The 17,092-nt window shown below is 46.7% G+C and carries 16 protein-coding genes; 1 reads left to right on the plus strand and 15 read right to left on the minus strand.

The annotated features are described in order from the left end of the window. Window position 1 precedes the first annotated feature (1 nt). From rimP to ACZMB2_RS06255, 4 genes are all read right to left on the minus strand, one after another. Window positions 2-469: a ribosome maturation factor RimP gene (gene rimP, locus ACZMB2_RS06240; protein ID WP_487596014.1), complete on the minus strand. Its 468-nt coding sequence runs from the start codon at window positions 467-469 to the stop codon at window positions 2-4. Between the two features lie 183 nt (window positions 470-652). Beyond that, window positions 653-1,828, minus strand: coding sequence for an NAD(P)-dependent malic enzyme (locus ACZMB2_RS06245; protein WP_487596015.1), 1,176 nt, complete (start codon window positions 1,826-1,828; stop codon window positions 653-655). 99 nt (window positions 1,829-1,927) lie between these two features. Continuing rightward, entirely contained in the window at window positions 1,928-3,058 is a 1,131-nt protein-coding gene (pheA, locus tag ACZMB2_RS06250; RefSeq protein ID WP_487596016.1) for a prephenate dehydratase, read from the minus strand. A 17-nt stretch (window positions 3,059-3,075) separates the two neighbouring features. After that, a complete protein-coding gene (locus tag ACZMB2_RS06255; RefSeq protein WP_487596017.1) occupies window positions 3,076-4,395 on the minus strand; it encodes a bifunctional folylpolyglutamate synthase/dihydrofolate synthase in 1,320 nt (439 codons plus the stop codon). A gap of 74 nt (window positions 4,396-4,469) precedes the next feature. On the opposite strand from ACZMB2_RS06255, the gene ACZMB2_RS06260 reads away from it, so the two are divergent. Next, entirely contained in the window at window positions 4,470-4,874 is a 405-nt protein-coding gene (locus tag ACZMB2_RS06260; protein ID WP_487596018.1) for a putative ABC transporter permease, read from the plus strand. 42 nt (window positions 4,875-4,916) lie between these two features. Here ACZMB2_RS06260 and proC read toward each other — a convergent pair whose 3' ends face one another. From proC to ACZMB2_RS06315, 11 genes are all read right to left on the minus strand, one after another. Beyond that, window positions 4,917-5,723 (minus strand): pyrroline-5-carboxylate reductase, encoded by an 807-nt coding sequence (proC, locus tag ACZMB2_RS06265; protein WP_487596019.1) that lies wholly within the window; start codon window positions 5,721-5,723, stop codon window positions 4,917-4,919. A gap of 12 nt (window positions 5,724-5,735) precedes the next feature. Further along, window positions 5,736-6,422, minus strand: a complete 687-nt coding sequence (locus tag ACZMB2_RS06270) for an L-2-amino-thiazoline-4-carboxylic acid hydrolase (protein ID WP_487596020.1) — start codon at window positions 6,420-6,422, stop codon at window positions 5,736-5,738. A 4-nt stretch (window positions 6,423-6,426) separates the two neighbouring features. Next, window positions 6,427-7,317: an ABC transporter permease gene (locus ACZMB2_RS06275; protein ID WP_487596021.1), complete on the minus strand. Its 891-nt coding sequence runs from the start codon at window positions 7,315-7,317 to the stop codon at window positions 6,427-6,429. After that, window positions 7,314-8,117, minus strand: coding sequence for an ABC transporter ATP-binding protein (locus ACZMB2_RS06280; RefSeq protein WP_487596022.1), 804 nt, complete (start codon window positions 8,115-8,117; stop codon window positions 7,314-7,316). The genes ACZMB2_RS06275 and ACZMB2_RS06280 overlap by 4 nt, the downstream gene beginning before the upstream one ends. A 76-nt stretch (window positions 8,118-8,193) precedes the next feature. After that, window positions 8,194-9,342 (minus strand): ABC transporter substrate-binding protein, encoded by a 1,149-nt coding sequence (locus ACZMB2_RS06285; RefSeq protein ID WP_487596023.1) that lies wholly within the window; start codon window positions 9,340-9,342, stop codon window positions 8,194-8,196. 376 nt (window positions 9,343-9,718) lie between these two features. Next, the gene (locus tag ACZMB2_RS06290) at window positions 9,719-10,558 is read right to left on the minus strand and encodes a CPBP family intramembrane glutamic endopeptidase (RefSeq protein ID WP_487596024.1); all 840 of its coding nucleotides are present in this window, start codon (window positions 10,556-10,558) and stop codon (window positions 9,719-9,721) included. A gap of 2 nt (window positions 10,559-10,560) precedes the next feature. Continuing rightward, window positions 10,561-12,327 carry an arginine--tRNA ligase gene (argS, locus tag ACZMB2_RS06295; RefSeq protein WP_487596025.1) on the minus strand — a complete coding sequence of 589 codons (1,767 nt, stop codon included), beginning with the start codon at window positions 12,325-12,327 and terminating at the stop codon, window positions 10,561-10,563. 97 nt (window positions 12,328-12,424) lie between these two features. Next, the gene (locus ACZMB2_RS06300; RefSeq protein ID WP_487596026.1) at window positions 12,425-13,087 is read right to left on the minus strand and encodes a hypothetical protein; all 663 of its coding nucleotides are present in this window, start codon (window positions 13,085-13,087) and stop codon (window positions 12,425-12,427) included. Between the two features lie 4 nt (window positions 13,088-13,091). Beyond that, entirely contained in the window at window positions 13,092-14,177 is a 1,086-nt protein-coding gene (locus ACZMB2_RS06305; RefSeq protein ID WP_487596027.1) for an LURP-one-related family protein, read from the minus strand. A gap of 150 nt (window positions 14,178-14,327) precedes the next feature. After that, complete coding sequence (locus ACZMB2_RS06310) at window positions 14,328-15,626, minus strand: PTS sugar transporter subunit IIC (protein WP_487596028.1); 1,299 nt, start codon at window positions 15,624-15,626, stop codon at window positions 14,328-14,330. Window positions 15,627-15,644: 18 nt separating this feature from the next. Beyond that, window positions 15,645-17,051 (minus strand): family 4 glycosyl hydrolase, encoded by a 1,407-nt coding sequence (locus ACZMB2_RS06315; protein WP_487596029.1) that lies wholly within the window; start codon window positions 17,049-17,051, stop codon window positions 15,645-15,647. Window positions 17,052-17,092: the final 41 nt, after the last annotated feature.

Below are 17,092 nucleotides of genomic sequence, written 5' to 3' on the forward strand. Positions count from 1 at the left end.
CTTAAAAATCAAATGCCAGTCGGATCAGGGCGATGTTGGCACGCTCAATCACAAGCTCTGCCTCGTCCTCAAACTCCAGCGTTACCGTTTCTTTATCCCATGCTTTCAGGATCCCCGTAAATTCCTTTTGCCGGTCAATGGCCCGGAACAGTCTTACATCTACGGACTCTCCCAGACTCCTTTCAAGATCCTTGTCTTTCTTTAAAGGTCTGCCAAGTCCCGGGGAACTTACCTCCAGAATATAGGCTTCCTCAATAAAGTCATCCTTATCCAGCTGATCTGACAATGCACGGCTGATCAGCTCACAGTCGTCAATGGTAATTCCGCCCGGCTTGTCAATGTATGCCCGCAGAAACCAGGTTCCCGCCTCTTTCACAAATTCTACGTCTACCAGTTCAAAATGATGTTCTTCCATCATGGGAAGCAGTAAGGCTTCCGTTTTCTGCTCATACAGTTCTTTCTTTGCCAAATATAATCCTCCTTTTACCGGGTGCCATCTCCAGGCATGATTGCCTGCTGCTGTGTTTCTACATAAATATCTCCAGACATATAAGAAGGAGTGGACTTTGTGCCCACCCCTTTCTTAAGTCAACGGTTTATGTTATTTCCAGTATATCACATTATTTTGTGATTGCAAGGCTTTTTTTACAATTTACAGTCTTGCAACGCCTGTTTTTCTTGCTGCTTCTGCCACAGCTGCAGCTACGGCTTTACCAACTCTCGGGTCAAATGCCTTCGGAATAATGTAGTCCTCGCTAAGCTCCTCATCCGTGATAAGATCTGCCAGTGCTTTGGAAGCGGCCAGCTTCATCTCATCATTGATGTCTTTTGCACGTACATCGAATGCACCGCGGAAAATACCCGGAAATGCAAGTACATTATTGATCTGGTTCGGGAAATCGCTTCTTCCGGTTGCAACAACTCTTGCGCCTCCTGCCTTCGCATCATCCGGGAAAATTTCCGGTGTTGGGTTTGCACATGCAAAAATGATGGCATCTTTGTTCATCGTCTTCACCATCTCCGGTGTCACCATACCCGGTGCGCTGACACCGATGAAAACGTCTGCACCCACCAGCATGTCTGCCAGGCTTCCGCTCTTCTTCTCCAGGTTAGTGACTTTCGCCATCTCCTCCTTCACTGGGTTCATTCCCTCGGCACGGCCTTCATAGATGGCGCCTTTTCTGTCACACAGGATTACATTCTTCACACCTGCAGTCAGAAGCAGACGGGTAATGGAAATAGCAGCAGCTCCTGCACCGTTTACCACAACTTTTACTTCCTCTTTTTTCTTACCAACCAGCTTCAGTGCGTTGGTCAGTCCGGCCAGTGTAATAATGGCGGTACCATGCTGATCGTCATGGAAAATCGGAATATCACATTTTTCTTTCAGTTTTTTCTCTATTTCAAAGCAGCGGGGAGCGGAAATATCCTCCAGATTCACGCCTGCAAAGCTTCCGGAAATCATGTAAATGGTGTTGACAATCTCGTCCACGTCATGGCTCTTAATGCAGAGTGGGAATGCGTCCACATCACCAAATGCCTTGAATAGCACGCATTTACCTTCCATAACCGGCATACCTGCTTCCGGTCCGATGTCTCCCAGTCCCAGTACCGCGCTTCCGTCGGTAACGACCAGGCAGAGATTATGACGGCGGGTCAGCTCGTAGCTCTGCTCCACATCCTTCTGAATCTCCAGACAGGGCTGTGCAACGCCCGGCGTATAAGCCAATGACAGATCATCCTTGTTGGCAACCGGTACAGTTGCAACCACTTCAATTTTGCCCTTCCACTCTCTGTGGAGTCTTAATGACTCTTTTGCGTAATCCATATCCTATTCCTCCTGCTTAAGGTCAGTGTTTTATTACCTTCTCCATCATAATCGTCAAAAGCATTTCTGTCAATTGGTATTACCAATTTTTGCAACTTTTTAATAATTTCCAAGAATCTTAAAATGTACGGACTCCTCCATCATGCCGCGGATGGCATTTTTCACCGCACTGTCATTTAAATTTCCTTCAAAATCCACAAAGAAATGGTATTCCCAGTTTCGCTCCGGAATGGGCCGGGATTCGATCTTACACATATTAAGGTCGTTGTAAATCATATGGGACAGAATATTGTAAAGGCTTCCGCTCTTATGGGGCAGTTCAAAACAGATGCTGACCTTCTTCGCATCCGCCTCATACATCTTCCGGTTGGTAACGATGATGAACCGAGTGGAGTTAAATCGGTTGTGGTTAATGGGCATCTCCAGCACTTCCAATCCATGGAACTCTGCGGCTGCCGGACTTGCGATGGCTGTCTGGGACTTATCCTGATCATTCTGCACTTTGGCTGCTGCCACAGCCGTATTGGAAAGGCTGATCTGCTTCCACTCAGGATGCCTGTCCAGATACACGGAACACTGCATCAGTGCCTGGGGGTGGGAATACACCGTCTTAATATCAGAAAGCTTCGTTCCCGGAAGTCCCAGCAGGGCATGATTGATCTTCAAAATCTGCTCGCCTACAATATAATTGTCATACTCTTCCAGCAAATCGTAAATGGCATCCACCTCTCCTGCGGAGGAATTCTCAATCGGAAGCACCGCATAATCTGCCATGCCTTCCTTAATCGCTTCCATGCACTCTCTCCAGGTACTCATATGGAAAATGTTGACGCCCTCGCCAAAGTACTGAATGGCCGCCTCATGCTGATAAGCACCTTCCACTCCCTGATAAACCACCCGGCAGTGTTTCCGGTCAATTTTTTCAATTCTCGTAAAAGGAAGGCTTCCCGATACGCCTTCCTGCTCAAGCAGCTGGTACTGGAGCTTTCTGCTCATAGCCATAATCTGCTGAAACAGTTCCTGCACCCCATGCCGGTTAAAATCACTGTGAGCCAGTTCTCCCAGGCTTTCCAGCTTCTGTACCTCTCTTCCGCGGTCCAGAATCTTCTTTCCATTTGCAATCTTATATTCTGCCACTCTGCGGCTTACATCCATCCGTTTTTCAAACAGTCGGACCATCTCCTGGTCAATCTCGTCAATCTCCTGACGAAGCTGTAATAAATCTTCCACCTGATCCTATCCTTTCTCTATTCTTCCGTTTCTTTCCATACTTCCCGCGCCAGTATTCCCAAATAAGACAGGGAACCAAAGGCCAGAATCACATCTTCCGGTCCTGCCATGCGCCTTGCCTCTGCCACCGCTTCCGCAATGCTGGCTGCCGGGTGCACATGGGGATTATAAAGTTTCACCGTTTCCGCCAATGCTTCTGCTGACAGAGCCCGCGGATTATCCGGCGTCATAATCGTAATGATCTCTGCTGCCAGCGGTGCGGTCTGTCTCGCCACTTCCTCATATTCCTTATCTGCCAGCACACCCATAATATAAATGATCCGTTTTCCTTTGAGATCCTGTAAAATGGATTCCCGCAGTACTCTGGCTGCATCCCGGTTATGAGCTCCGTCCATGAGAAACAGTGGATTCTTTGCAATGACGGAAAATCTTCCCAGCCATACGGTAGACCGAAATCCTTCCCGAATCGCTTCCTCCGGAATCGAAAAGCCTTTCGCACGACAGGCGTCCAGAATCTCCAGCGCCAGCGCCGCATTGTCAAACTGGTATTCCCCAGACAGGGAAATCTCCACATCCGTTCTATCTTTATAATCGAAAACCTGTCTTAACAGTCCCCGTTCTTTCTTCACAATCTTCTCCGGCTCTGCAAAATGAACTTCACAGCCGCAGCGTTCTGCCGCATCAAGAATCCCCTGCTTTGCCTCCGGCTGTTGAGCAGCGCTCACCACCGTGCATCCCGGCTTAATAATGCCTGCTTTCTGCACCGCAATCTCACCCAGGGTATTTCCCAGCACGCCAATATGATCCATACTGATGGATGCAAGCCCTGCCACAATGGTATTTGTAATTACATTGGTGGCGTCGGTCAGACCGCCCATGCCCACTTCCAGCACCACAATATCGCATTTCTGCTCCACAAACCATAAAAATGCCAGCGCCGTCTCTGCCTCGAACATGGTCGGATGACCGCTTCCTTCTGCCAGCATCTGCTCACCGACTTTTTTAATCTGTTCCGTCAGCCTTATCAGACCTTCTCTCGAAATATATTCTTCATTTACCTGAATCCGTTCCCGATAGCTGAATATGGTTGGGGAAATGTACCGCCCTACCCGGTAACCGGCTGCTTTCAACGCCGTGGAGGTGTAGGCAAGGGTGGAACCTTTTCCATTGGTTCCCGCAATATGGATAAATTTCAGCTGATCCTGGGGATTCCCCAATAATTCCAGCATTCGTTTCAACGGATTTAGGGTGATGGCACCTGCATATTGATTGCAGCCTGCCAGAAATGCCTTTGCTTCTTCATATGTCATAGGATTGTTCTCTTTTCTTTTTGCCATCGGCCTTCCAGCCGAAATGCACATAATCAGGTTAAGTATAGTATAATCCGGTTCATATTTCAAATACTATGGTTATGATAAGACGAAATTTTTTCCGATGCGGTATGATGGGCTGGTGTCTGGAGCTGTTCTGGACCGGACTTCACTCCTTACGGATCCGCGATCCCAAGCTTACAGGCCGCTCTTCCCTCTGGATGTTTCCCATCTACGGAAGCGCCGCTTTCCTCTCTCCCATCATCCGTCTGTTAAAAAAACACAGCTTCTGGAAACGGGGACTCGTTTATATGCTCTGTATTTATGCCGGGGAATATATAAGCGGCAGTTTGCTGAAAAAACGGGATTTCTGCCCCTGGGATTATAGCCGGAGTCGCTTTCACTATCACGGTCTCATCCGATTCGACTATGCACCGTTGTGGTTTACGGCAGGTCTTCTTTTTGAAAAAATATTAAAAGTACAGGAAAAGCCTTCTGAAACGTGAATCCGTTTCAAAAGGCCTTTCTTTGTGTTGTGTGATTATTTTTTATTTACCAAGCTCAGTGGTTCTCTTATATGCAGCCTGTACTGCATCCATCACGATACCATTAAGACCTGCACTTACAAAAGTGTGATATCCGGCAATGCCGATACCTCCCGGCGTATTCATCTCGTCGGTAATCTGGAACGGATGCTTATCAGTGCTCTCCAGCATGAGGCCCGTTCCGATCAGGTTCTGAGTTACGATTTTCTTTGCATCTGCTCTGGCAATGCCACACTCCACACCGGCATCTACCAGTGCCGCCGAGAAGAGCAGCAGCCATTCCGGACCTGCGCAGCTTAATGCGGTAAATGCATCAAATTGTTTTTCCGGGATTACCAGGGTAGATCCGATGGAATCGGTAATTCTCTGTACGCTCTTCTTTGCTTCCTCAGAAGCATTCTCACTGAAGGTCAGGGCACTGTAACCGCGTTTGATCTCGGTCATGGTGTTCGGCATAATTCTTGCATAAGTGACTTTCTCACCAATCCAGCCGGACAGTTTCTCGATCTTTATCCCTGCACAGATGGATACCAGTACATGATCCGGTGTGATCACTTCGGAAAGCTCTCTTGCTGCTTTTTCTGCGTCCTGAGGCCGAACTGCCAGTACCAGTACCTTTGCTTTCTCAGCCAGTTCCTTCAGGCTGTCTGCCAGCTGAAGTCCGTAAGTTTCTTTTAAATATACCTGACGCTCCGGCAGAAGCTCTTTTACATAGATCTCTTCTGCTGTCAGTGTATTTGCAGAAAGAATTCCTTTGATAATGCCGGTGGCCATAGCTCCACCGCCGATAAATCCAATGCTCTTGCTCATTTTCTCTTCTCCTTACTCACATACGTTGAAATTTGTATTTCTATATTTCATCAATGTGTCTGCCGCTTTCTGTCCGTACTCCGCTGCCACATCAGCCAACACTTCCGCGTTGACTGCCTCTCCTTCTGCCTGGAAAATAGCCGCCGTCACTTCGTTGTACGCCCAGTAGGAATGGGCACAGTGATATTCAAAATTTTTAATTCCCGCAGGATTCTTTCCCCGTCCACTGCCTTCGGCAATATCCTTACCAGTGGAAAGTCGATGAATACAGCAGTCTGCCGTATGAAGGGTCTGGTCTACCTCGTAACCGAGATCCGGGTTAAATCCCCTGGAAATGGAACTGTCCAGATATTTGCAGTAAGCCGCTCCCGCCTCTGTAAGCCCCATATCATGAAACTGGGTGTACCAGGGACATCGGGTAATTTTCAATGCACCGTTTCCATCCGGTGTCATGATATTGGAAATGCCTTCCTCTTTGGCCGATTCCGTATTGACCCATTCTCCATAGTAGTTATACGTTGCCTGGGTCAGCTCCTGCCCGTCCCGGATAGCCCGTTGTGCCATTCTCCGGCCCCTCTGAAGAGCATAATACTGGGTGGCATGCAGGAATGCTTTCTTCCCGCGCTCCCCAAAATGCTCCGTTAAATGTACGTAATACTTTGCCGCAATGTAAGCGTGAACCCGTTCATTAAATTCCATGTTCTTACCTCCAGCGGATCAGCAGTCTCTTCACCAGACTGATCAGCGCGTTCAGCACGGTAACTACCACACCGATCACAAAGATACCTGCGATCACTTTTGTGAAGTTTGCAAAATCTGCGTTATATTTGATATACCATCCAAGTCCGGATGTTGCTCCGATCATCTCAGCCGCTGTCAATACCAGAAAGGAAGTGGATACCGATACAGACACACTGTTGATGATTCCCGGCAGACTGTAAGGAAGCAGTACATGAAGAATCATGGAACTCTGATTCAGATTCAGTGTTCTCGCGGAATCCATGATCTTCCGGTCAATCTGGCGCACGCTTAATACCATATTCATGAAGATGGACCAGAAAATCGTCATGGTGATGACGAAAATGGAAGCTGCTCGAAAACTGGGCAGCAGTGCTACCGCGTAGGGGGAATAAATAATCGGCGGAATCGGGCTGATAACCCGGACAATAGGCATCACTGTACTGCTCAGGCGGTCTGACAGGCCGACGATCAGTCCCAAGCCAACACCGAAGAACAGGGCCAGTGCAAACGCAAGTCCCATAAGCCGCAGGGAGCTTCCCACACCTTCCAGTATTTTTTCATAATCCGTTACAAAAATGTTGAATACATTTTCCGGTGCCGGATAGAGCATGGCATCTTTGACTCCCACCTTGGCGGTAATGTACTCCCAGAGAATCAGCGCTGCAAATACGATAATTCCAATATCGATGGCTGCTTTTTTCTTCCAGTTGGCAAGAAGCGCTGCTTCCACGGCAATGACAATGATCAGAAATGCCGTATAGGATTTGGTGCCTTCGACTGATGGCTGAAGGATCAGGAACACCAGCACAAGGAATAACAGATGGGGAAGTGCCCCGTGTATTTTCCGTATCATATTCCTTCTCCTCCTTCAAACTCCAGTTTCTGTTCCTGTTCGTGATAAAAGAGATCCACAACTTTTCTTCGCAGGCTGAGATATGCTTCATCACTGGTCAGTTTTTCCCGGTTCCGGGGTCTTGCAAAGGGAACCTTTACCTCATGGTCGATCTTTTTGTCCTCCATAAAGAGAATCCGGTCAGACATGAGAATCGCCTCATCCACATCATGAGTGACAAACACGATGGTCTTTTTCTTCTCCGTTGTGTCCAGAATCTGTAACAGCAGATCCTGTAAAAGAACACGGTTCTTGGCGTCGATGGCGCCAAAAGGCTCATCCATCAAAAGGATATCCGTCTCCATGGCCAGTGTTCTGGCGATGGCAGCTCTCTGCTGCATACCACCGGAGAGCTGGTAGGGATACTTGTTTTCAAAGCCTTTCAGTCCTACCTTCTCCAGGTATTCCATGGCTTTTGCAGTCAGTTCCTTTTTGGAAAGTCTCGGGAAATTCTGCTTAATGCCAAATTCAATATTTTTTCTTACGGACATCCATGGAAAGAGAGAATAGTGCTGGAATACCACGCCTCTGTCTTTTCCGGTTCCTCTTGTCTCCTGTCCGTCGATCAGAAAGCTTCCGCTCTGGGGATTGTTGAGGCCTGCCAGAATGCTTAATGTGGTACTTTTTCCACATCCGCTGGAACCGATGAGGCTCACAAATTCACCTTCTTCCACAGAAAATGTGACTCCATCCAGTGCATGGTAGACATTTCCCTGGTCTGTATAATCGAGTGTGATGTCTTTTAACTCTATTTTACTCATTTCCATGTATCTCCGTTTTTAATATAATTCTTTGTTATTAGCCGCAGCAGCTTTCCTCTGCCTTGGTGTCTTCTCTTCAATCCTGATTGGTTGCCTGATCCTCTGCCTGAAGCTGCAGATATACCTCATTATCCGGGTCTTCCTGGAGAAGCTCGTTCAGTGCATCTTCAAATACGGTCGGATCAATGTAATCTTTCATATCTACATTTCCCTCAGAATATCCGATATCTACCATTGCCTGGAAGAACTGGTCGGTATCTTTTACATCCGGGTTCGGGCTGAATCCGATATGTCCATATTCATATACCTGGCTCCTGATGGTATCTTCGTCGGTCTCCAGTTCCTGAAGTGCATATTTAATTGTTTCATCTTCATTCGTCTGCATCAGCTCATATGCACGGATATTCGCTTTCAGTGCTGCTACGTAAGCGTCTCTGTTTGCCTCCAGCTTCTCTCTGGTGGTAAACATACGGCAGCAGATGAATCCCGGCCACTCATCTTCGCCATCCAGGTAGCTGACCGGAACCAGTCCCTGTGCTTCTGCACTCTGACGATAAGTCAGGAATGCAATACCAAGGTCAACCTCACCTTTTTTTACTGCCTCTACAACCGTTGCCTGGGAATCCAGCTCCACAAATTCGATCTTGGATACATCCACGCCTCTGTCTTTCAGCATCTTACGAAATGCAATATCACCAGTATTTAACCGGGTAACACCTACTTTCTTTCCTGCAAGAGTCTCTTCATTCAGTTCAGTAAACTCGGATGCCCGATCCGGAAGAGCATAAAGGGAAGCTCCCTCTGACATCTGTCCACCAATGATCACGATATCGGAACCCTGATCAATGTAATTCAGGACTGCGGTTGCCCCTGCGGATACCAGATCTGCCTTGTCCTGAAGAAGTGCCTGTATATTATCCGGGTTGGAGTTATTGTAGGTCATCTCCACATCCAGTCCCTCGTCTGCATAATAACCTGCTGCATAGGCAAGTGCGGAATCGATATGTCCAACCATGCTGTTCCATCCTAAAACTCTTAAAGAACCTTTGCTGTCAAAAGCTGTATCTGCTGCTTCTGCTGTATCCTCGCTCTCGCTGTCTGTCGTTTCTGCATTGGTCTGTGAATCGGATGCTGCTGTGCTGCTATCTGATGAAGAGCCACAGCCTGCCAGAAGTCCTGCTGAAAGTGCTGCCGTCAGTAACAGGGTAAGTGCTCGTTTTTTCATAATGTTCCTCCTTAGTTATATCCATACTTTGTATATAGGAATTATATGTTTCTTGATGTCACTTACTATACTACGGCTTCTTTAGTCTGTCAATACCTTTTTCATATAAATCAAGTAGGAATAATAGGTTTGTCATGAAATACTTCCGGCCGATAGAACGATACACTGTGAGCGGAACCGCTCGCGCTAAGTCCTCGATCCAGCGGTACTAAGATTCGAACTGCACCCACGGCTTGTTCTCATCAAGTACCGGGACTGCGGACGTTCCTTTCACAGTGTATCGTTCTACCGGCCTGGGTTTTGTCACACAATTTAATTCAGCTAAAAGAAAAAGAAGTCCCAGAATCGTTCTGAAACTTCTTTGTTTCCACATGCTCTATAAAATTCGTTCCTCTTCTCTATGTATAGAAAGAAGAAATATTGCCATAACGAAAAATACGGCAGCTGCTATAGTTACCACCCAAAATACAATATCATTCTCAAAAATCTGGTTATACAGACTGGTACCCACAATGAGGGTGACTGCCATATTGGATACCATATGGGAAAGGCAGGTTGCCTTGATGGTGCCGAACCGTTCCATAAGCCAGCACAGGAACCAGCCAAAAAAGGAAGCATATACCCCCTGCACAATATTTCCATGGAAGATTCCAAAAAGCAGACCACCCCAGAAGATGGCCCAAGCCGGGCGCATCATGTCACGGAGTCGTCCAAAAATGATGCCCCGCATAAGGATTTCTTCCACAATGGGAGCCAGTATTCCCACACACAAAAGCTGCAGGATCAGACTTCCCGACATAAGCATGGCACTGGTTTCCTCATAGGAGCCCGACAACTCCGGCAACGGGCTGATATCGATCAGGTTATTGCCCACCATGGAAAAAGCGATACTCGCCACGCTGATCCACAGGATACTGTTTCCATCCATTCGCTGAGGCGTACGGACTTGCCGGTATTCCAACCGTTCTTCACAGTCTGCCCGGTATAAAAATCCGAACAATATCACCGACAGAGCCGAACTTAACAGCAGAAAACTCACCGCCGTATCCGACCAGTTCTCTACCGAGGATCCGGCATTCTGTGCCAATTCCGGGAGGAACAGGGATAAAGCCATCATACCTACCACCATAATCATGCTCTGTAAAAGCATATAGAGGATCATCGGATAGATGACCCTCCATATGCTATAAATGCTTACTCTTGTACGTTTCTGCATATTTACATTTTCTCCGGTGCTTCAAAGCCCAGCAGGTCAATGCAGGTCTCCAGCACTTTTCTGGTCAGCAGAAGCAGGGCAATCCAGCTCTTCTTTGCTGCCTCATCTTCAGAACCAAGAATCTTAGTCTCATGATAGAATTTATTAAATGCATTGGCAAGATCGTAGATATAAGCACAGATCTTGTGAGGTGCAGACTCCTCGTAAGCAGTCTCCATCACGCTGTTGAACTTGGTCAGTTCCAGCTGAAGCGCTTTCTCACTCTCGTTGGCGCTGGCCGTGATCTGTCCGTCACCTGCAGTGCCTCCCATCTCTTCGTATTTTCTTAAAATAGACTTAATACGAACGATGGTGTACAGGATGTAAGGACCTGTATTTCCTTCTGAAGACGTGAAACGATCCACATCGAAAATATAGTCTTTGGACGCCTGATTGGACAGGTCACCGTATTTAACAGCGGAAAGACCGACGATCTTGGAGATCTTCTCTGCCTCTTCCTCATCCATGGGACGGCTTGCCTCGATCTTCTTCAGCATCTCTTCATTGATATCTTTCAGAAGATATTCCAGTCTCATAACACCGCCGTCTCTGGTCTTGAAGGGTTTTCCGTCTTTTCCATTCATGGTACCAAAGCCAAGGAACTTAAGACCGGTCTCATCTGTCACCAGACCACATTTTCTTGCACAGCGGAATACCTGGATAAAGTGCATCTCCTGACGCTTGTCTACTACATAGATAATCTCATCCGGATTATAAAGCTTCATACGCTCTACGATGGTTGCCAGATCGGTGGTCGTATAGAGGGATGCTCCGTCAGATTTCAAAAGCATACAAGGCGGTACTTCCTTAGTATCGGTATCTTCCTTAACGTCAACAACCAAAGCATTGTCGCTCACATAAGCAAATCCATCGTCTTTCATCTTCTGCACCATGTCCGGGATATATGGCTGTGCATCGGACTCGCCTTTCCACAGGTCAAAGCTGACATTGAGGTTTGCATAGTTTCTCTTTAAGTCGGTAACAGATACATTTAAAATGTGCTGCAGCAGTGCCTGATAACCTTTTCTTCCATGCTGCAGTTCATAGGTTGCCTGCATGGCAGCCTCTTTATAAGGTTCATCCTCTTTGGAACGCTTGCTGGCGGTCGGATAAATCTCCTCCAGCTCTGCGATCGTAAACGGAGCTTCCTCCGGGTAAGCGCCATCGTAATTCTCATCAAAATAGCACAGCTCCGGCTTTCTCTCATGAAGCTCGGTAATAATCAGACCCATCTGCAGACCCCAGTCTCCCAGATGTACATCACCGATAACATGATGTCCTGCAAACCGCGCGATTCTCTTTACACTCTCTCCGATGATGGCAGAACGCAGATGTCCTACGTGAAGCGGTTTTGCCACATTCGGTCCGCCATAATCAATGACGATGGTCTTCGGATGTTCTGCTTTCTCAAATCCCAGACGCTCGTCTGCTTCCATGCCATTTAAATAGCTGCTCAGGAACGCATCATTGATCTTCATGTTAATGAATCCCGGATTTACCGCCTGTACTTCTCCAAATACTTCGGAACCGGCAAGCTGCTCCACGACTCCATTTGCAATCATAATCGGCGCTTTGTGGTACTCTTTCGCTGCCGCCATGGCTCCGTTACACTGATATTCACAGAGGTCCGGACGGTTGGAAATCGATACACGCGCGTATTTTTCATCATAGCCTGCTGCTGCAAACGCTTTTGCCACTTCTGCACTCAGCAGATCCAGTATTTTCTTCATATGCTGAATCTTCCTCCTTAACTTCTCCATTTTCCATTAAAGAACTTCTTTCAAGTATAGGGAAAATAAAAGCGTTTGTCAAGGAGTGGCAATCTCTCTAGTAGCTGTGATCAAACGCATACCAATGCGCCAGCTGGCGGCAGATGGCCACCTTATCCATCAGATCCATCTGCTCCCCCTCATTCATCTGTACTTTTACTTCATACTTATCCGAAAAAGTCTCCCCCGTTGCAGAGCAGGTGCCCAGAACATTTCCGTCAAAGTCCATGACATAATGACATCTTTCATCGGTCAGATAATCTGCCCTGATATTTCCATCCGCATCCAGGAAAACTATATACCAGTCATGTTCCAGTCCATCGGTCTCCATGATCCGCGTCTGGGCATAGCCAAGGCAGTTGTCATCCATATCATAATATGCGTAAGTGGTACCGGAATTGACGCCTTCCAGATTGTAGATAAAGTTATCCTTCGGGTCACCCAGATAGAACCAGTCTTCTCCTCCTGCTGTCACGGTATACTTCGTATTCCAGAATCCGGTCTCTTTGATACTTCCGGCAATCACACCATCCGCCGTCAGATCCGAGGTAAGGGTGATATCCTCCAGATCCCCTGTGTAGGCCAGTGAGGATGCCTCTTCCAGCACTTGACGTTCCTCTTCCACAGCCGCCCTTGGCACCTCCTCGATCTCACACCCCGCTGACAGAACTGCCGTCACAGCAGCCAAAAGCAGAGCCAGATTTCTTTTGTACCTCTTCATGTGCTTACTCATCCTCCTCGTCTCTTGCAATCTCTCTTGCCACCATAATGGCCATTGCGGTCATAAGCGGCAGATAATCCCTGTCATAAACCATCAGTACCGAATTATCAAAAACGATGTTATGAAGGGTAAACTGCATATCCTCCATAACAGCTCCCAGCATCCGGCCATTGAGGGTCACACTGAAATTGCGTCCGATAGAACCGGCATACTCCCGCAGCTCCAGCTTTCCTTCTGCTACATCCATAGTGAAATGATCTCTGATAAATTCCAGTTTTTTCTCCAATTTTCCGTAAAGCTCGCCCTTCAGATAGAAGCGGTAGGCAGGCAGCACATGGAGAATTTCCTTCTCCACCCGGAACACTTCCCGTTCCTGTCCATCCCGCACATAGAACTTCAGAAGTGGTGCTGTTCCTTCTATATGATAGATGAAATTTCCATCTTTATCACAGAGATCAAACTGCTGACCTGCAAGATTGAAATCTTCCGTAAAAGTATATATTTCCGATGGCTCCGATGCCGGAATCGGAAGCACCTTCCCTGTCTTTGCAAAAGAACTTAAGCTGTCATATAAATATTTCTGCAAAAGCATCACATCCGCCTGGAAACAAATATAACCTGCCAGATCCTCGCCAAAGTCTTCCTTCATGGGAATCAGCGGCTCATTGATCCGATCTTTGATCATACTTTCCAAAAAAGAATAACCCAGATAACCATTTAGTCCGGAACCATTCAGCCAGAAGTAGAGATAATTGCCCTGAAAATCGGGTCCAAAGATCAGTGCCGGCTGCTTCATCGTATAAAAATGTCCCAGATAACCGCTGCCCAGAGGCGTCGGTACATTTTTAAATGCCTCGTAAAAATCCTCGATGGTCCGTACCGTATCTCCCATGCCAATCATCTTCACCACATCTGTTGAGGCGTTATAGGATTCCGGGCTTGCCATCATAAAAACCGCAACTCCAATAATTACGATCACCGTTGATACAGAAATAAAGAATTTACTGTACCAGAATTTAAAAAGCAATGCCAGTCCCAGCAGCACAATCACAGCTCCCACCAGTCGATAAAGAAACGTCCGCATCTTCATATGTACACCCCTTTTCCATCGTAACATAATAATTTAATTTTACTGGAATCTATCTATTATGGCACTACTCGGATGGGTAGGGTTGATATTTAGGACAAAAAAATGGCATAGCCCGCTATCAGGGAGCTATGCCACATTTCATTATACGTTCTACTCTTTCAGTTCTGTCTGTGCTTCTGCACTTTCCTCTTTCAGATACTGCTGATCCAGTGCGTTGATAAAGGGATAATAGATCAATCCTCCGATTACCAGTACTATCAACTGCAGAATACCGCCTCGGATATCAGCACACATCATCCATCCTCCAAACGGTGCAGGCATGGTCCACGGAACAGTGACACCCGTAGGATACGGTACCAGTCCGAAGAACATAGCCGCGAAAGAGATTCCTACCGTAACAAGCGGTACAATAAAGAAAGGAATCGCCATCATCGGATTCAAAACCAGCGGAAGTCCGAAAATAACCGGTTCATTTACATTAAAGATACCCGGCAGAAAGCTCAGTTTTCCGAGAGATTTCAGGCGTTTTGATTTACATTTAAATGCCATGATCAAAGCCAGGGAAACTGTATTACCAGTACCGCCAAGGAAAATAATCAGATTAGCAAAATCCTGCGTTGCAATATACGGTCTGACAGCGTCTGCTGTGGTCTGAAAAATATCCAGATTTGCAAAACGTGCTGCATACCACAAAGGGCCCATAAAAGAATCAATTACCGCCGTTCCATGAATACCGAAAAACCATAATATAGAATTCAGCACAGTAATGAAAATTGTTCCTATGAAGGTTGTTCCTATATTGGTGAGCGGCATCTGAATCACTGTAACGATAAAGTTAGATACAGTTCCATAGGGAGTTGCTTCAAAAATCAACCGCAAAATCAGAAACAGAATCACGATCAGGGTTGCCGGAATCAGTGCTTCAAACTGTCTTGTCACAAATCCCGGAACAGTAGACGGCATTTTAATCTTAATATCTTTCTTCAGAAGAACTGCATACAGCTTCGTTGCGATTAACGCTGTCAGCATTGCAGTAAAAAGACCTGCGGAGTCAAAACTGGATGTAGCATATCCGCCTCCATCCATCTGCTGGAGCAGAAGAAAATAGGCACTGATAGAGATTGCCACTGCCGGAAGCGGCTCAACCTCTTCTTCCGATGCAAGACTATGGGACACTCCAACCACCGCAAACAGTGCAACCAGTCCCATAGTTGCCGGATTTACCATATCCCAGCACCAGGTATTCCATACATCACCAACGATGGATGTCATGAATTCATGAAAAGCCGGAATTGGAAAATCACCAATAACAATTGCAAGTGAACCAACAATCAGAAGTGGCATGGACAGCATCAGACCGTCACGCAGGGCAACCAGATATTTGTTGCTTGAAAGCTTCTGGGATAATGGCATTAAATAAGTTTCAATCAGCTTTGATAAATGTTTCATGTCTTCCTCCCTCGTAAATCAGACTAATTTCGGAAAATATTCTCCATTGGCGGCAATGTATTCGTCAAGAAGCGTTCTGGCCAGTTCCGCATCGCCAACCGTACGACTGACTGTAAGCGCCATCAGTGCTTTTTGATAAGAGCCTTCCAGTGCAGCATCTACTGTCAGTTTTTCATACGCATACTGTCCTTCCAGCAGCCCCTTCTCAAAAGCACCTGCTTCCTGGATGCGAAGCGGCTCTGCCCCGTTAATACCGACTCTGCAGGCAACTTCCAGCATCATGCCTTCAGAAAGATTGGGAACAATTCCTTTATTTTCTGTAATAATCAGGAAAATATCATTCTGATTATAAGCAATGCTCATGGCCAGTTCCACAATATAGGTGGCATGTGCATCATTGTGGGCAACCGTCGCAGATGCAAAACTTCCGTCTGCATCCAGATGTGATCCGCGGCTGTATTTCAAGTCAAGATCATATTGTGTGCCGCGGATCTGATTGAGGCTGGCCACACCATCGCAGTATTCCTTTACCCGACGTTCTCTTCCGTCGATGACTGTGTTCGCTCTTGTATAATTTGGATCACTGTGCTTCACCATGGTGTCAGGATAAAGATAATACTGCATATACGTATTTGGGAGAGAATGAGGGAAATCCTGTACCATTTTCTCCAGATGACGAAATGTGAAATTCCAGTAATCATCATTTTTCCCAGAATATCCAAGTTCTCTGTCGCAATCTCCGGTCTTCAATTTTTCCAACATCTCGGGAAGGACATCTTCACCGGTCTTTTTGTCATACATATGGGTAAACCAGCCAAAATGGTTCAGTCCATAATAACGTGGTTCCACATCTGTCCGCTTTCTTCCTCCTGCCAGCGGACAAAAGATATCCATAATGGAAATCGGCATATCGCAGATATTGATCAAACGATAATCATCCGGAAATACCCGTTTAGTTGCCTCTGCCACGATCGCAGCCGGATTGGAATAATTAAGTATCCATGCTTCAGGAGAATAGCGCCGGATGGTTTTTACAAGTTCAATCATTGCCGGAACAGAACGCATTCCATAGGCAAAGCCTCCAGGTCCGCAGGTTTCCTGCCCAATCACTCCATATTTAAGCGGAATCTTTTCATCCAGCTCCCTCATTTTCAATCCGCCTGCACGAATCTGTACCAATACAAAATCAATATCTTCAAACGCTTTCTGAGGGTCCGTTGTGTAGGAAAACTCAGCTTCCGGATAATATTCCCGAAACAGGATTTCACCAAATTTTCCTATATGTTCCTGTCTGTCGGCATCAATGTCATAGAGAACGACTTTCCGGAGAGGAAAATCCTCTCGTACCAGACAAAGCATCTCCAGCATATCAGGAGTATAGGTACTCCCGCCGCCGGCAATTGCAACTGAAAATTTTTTTTTCATACATGCTTCCTTCCTTTTTTGCATATTTATACGCCTGCATA

The organism is Hominiventricola sp. (assembly GCF_057604405.1).

Excerpts from the sequence above, each read along its gene's own strand:
- ACZMB2_RS06245 (WP_487596015.1), bottom strand. The coding sequence starts at position 1,828 with ATGGATTACGCAAAAGAGTCATTAAGACTCCACAGAGAGTGGAAGGGC.
- ACZMB2_RS06255 (WP_487596017.1), bottom strand. The coding sequence starts at position 4,395 with ATGGCAAAAAGAAAAGAGAACAATCCTATGACATATGAAGAAGCAAAG.
- ACZMB2_RS06260 (WP_487596018.1), top strand. The coding sequence starts at position 4,470 with ATGATAAGACGAAATTTTTTCCGATGCGGTATGATGGGCTGGTGTCTG.
- proC (WP_487596019.1), bottom strand. The coding sequence starts at position 5,723 with ATGAGCAAGAGCATTGGATTTATCGGCGGTGGAGCTATGGCCACCGGC.
- ACZMB2_RS06270 (WP_487596020.1), bottom strand. The coding sequence starts at position 6,422 with ATGGAATTTAATGAACGGGTTCACGCTTACATTGCGGCAAAGTATTAC.
- ACZMB2_RS06275 (WP_487596021.1), bottom strand. The coding sequence starts at position 7,317 with ATGATACGGAAAATACACGGGGCACTTCCCCATCTGTTATTCCTTGTG.
- ACZMB2_RS06280 (WP_487596022.1), bottom strand. The coding sequence starts at position 8,117 with ATGAGTAAAATAGAGTTAAAAGACATCACACTCGATTATACAGACCAG.
- ACZMB2_RS06285 (WP_487596023.1), bottom strand. The coding sequence starts at position 9,342 with ATGAAAAAACGAGCACTTACCCTGTTACTGACGGCAGCACTTTCAGCA.
- ACZMB2_RS06290 (WP_487596024.1), bottom strand. The coding sequence starts at position 10,558 with ATGCAGAAACGTACAAGAGTAAGCATTTATAGCATATGGAGGGTCATC.
- argS (WP_487596025.1), bottom strand. The coding sequence starts at position 12,327 with ATGAAGAAAATACTGGATCTGCTGAGTGCAGAAGTGGCAAAAGCGTTT.
- ACZMB2_RS06300 (WP_487596026.1), bottom strand. The coding sequence starts at position 13,087 with ATGAAGAGGTACAAAAGAAATCTGGCTCTGCTTTTGGCTGCTGTGACG.
- ACZMB2_RS06305 (WP_487596027.1), bottom strand. The coding sequence starts at position 14,177 with ATGAAGATGCGGACGTTTCTTTATCGACTGGTGGGAGCTGTGATTGTG.
- ACZMB2_RS06310 (WP_487596028.1), bottom strand. The coding sequence starts at position 15,626 with ATGAAACATTTATCAAAGCTGATTGAAACTTATTTAATGCCATTATCC.
- ACZMB2_RS06315 (WP_487596029.1), bottom strand. The coding sequence starts at position 17,051 with ATGAAAAAAAAATTTTCAGTTGCAATTGCCGGCGGCGGGAGTACCTAT.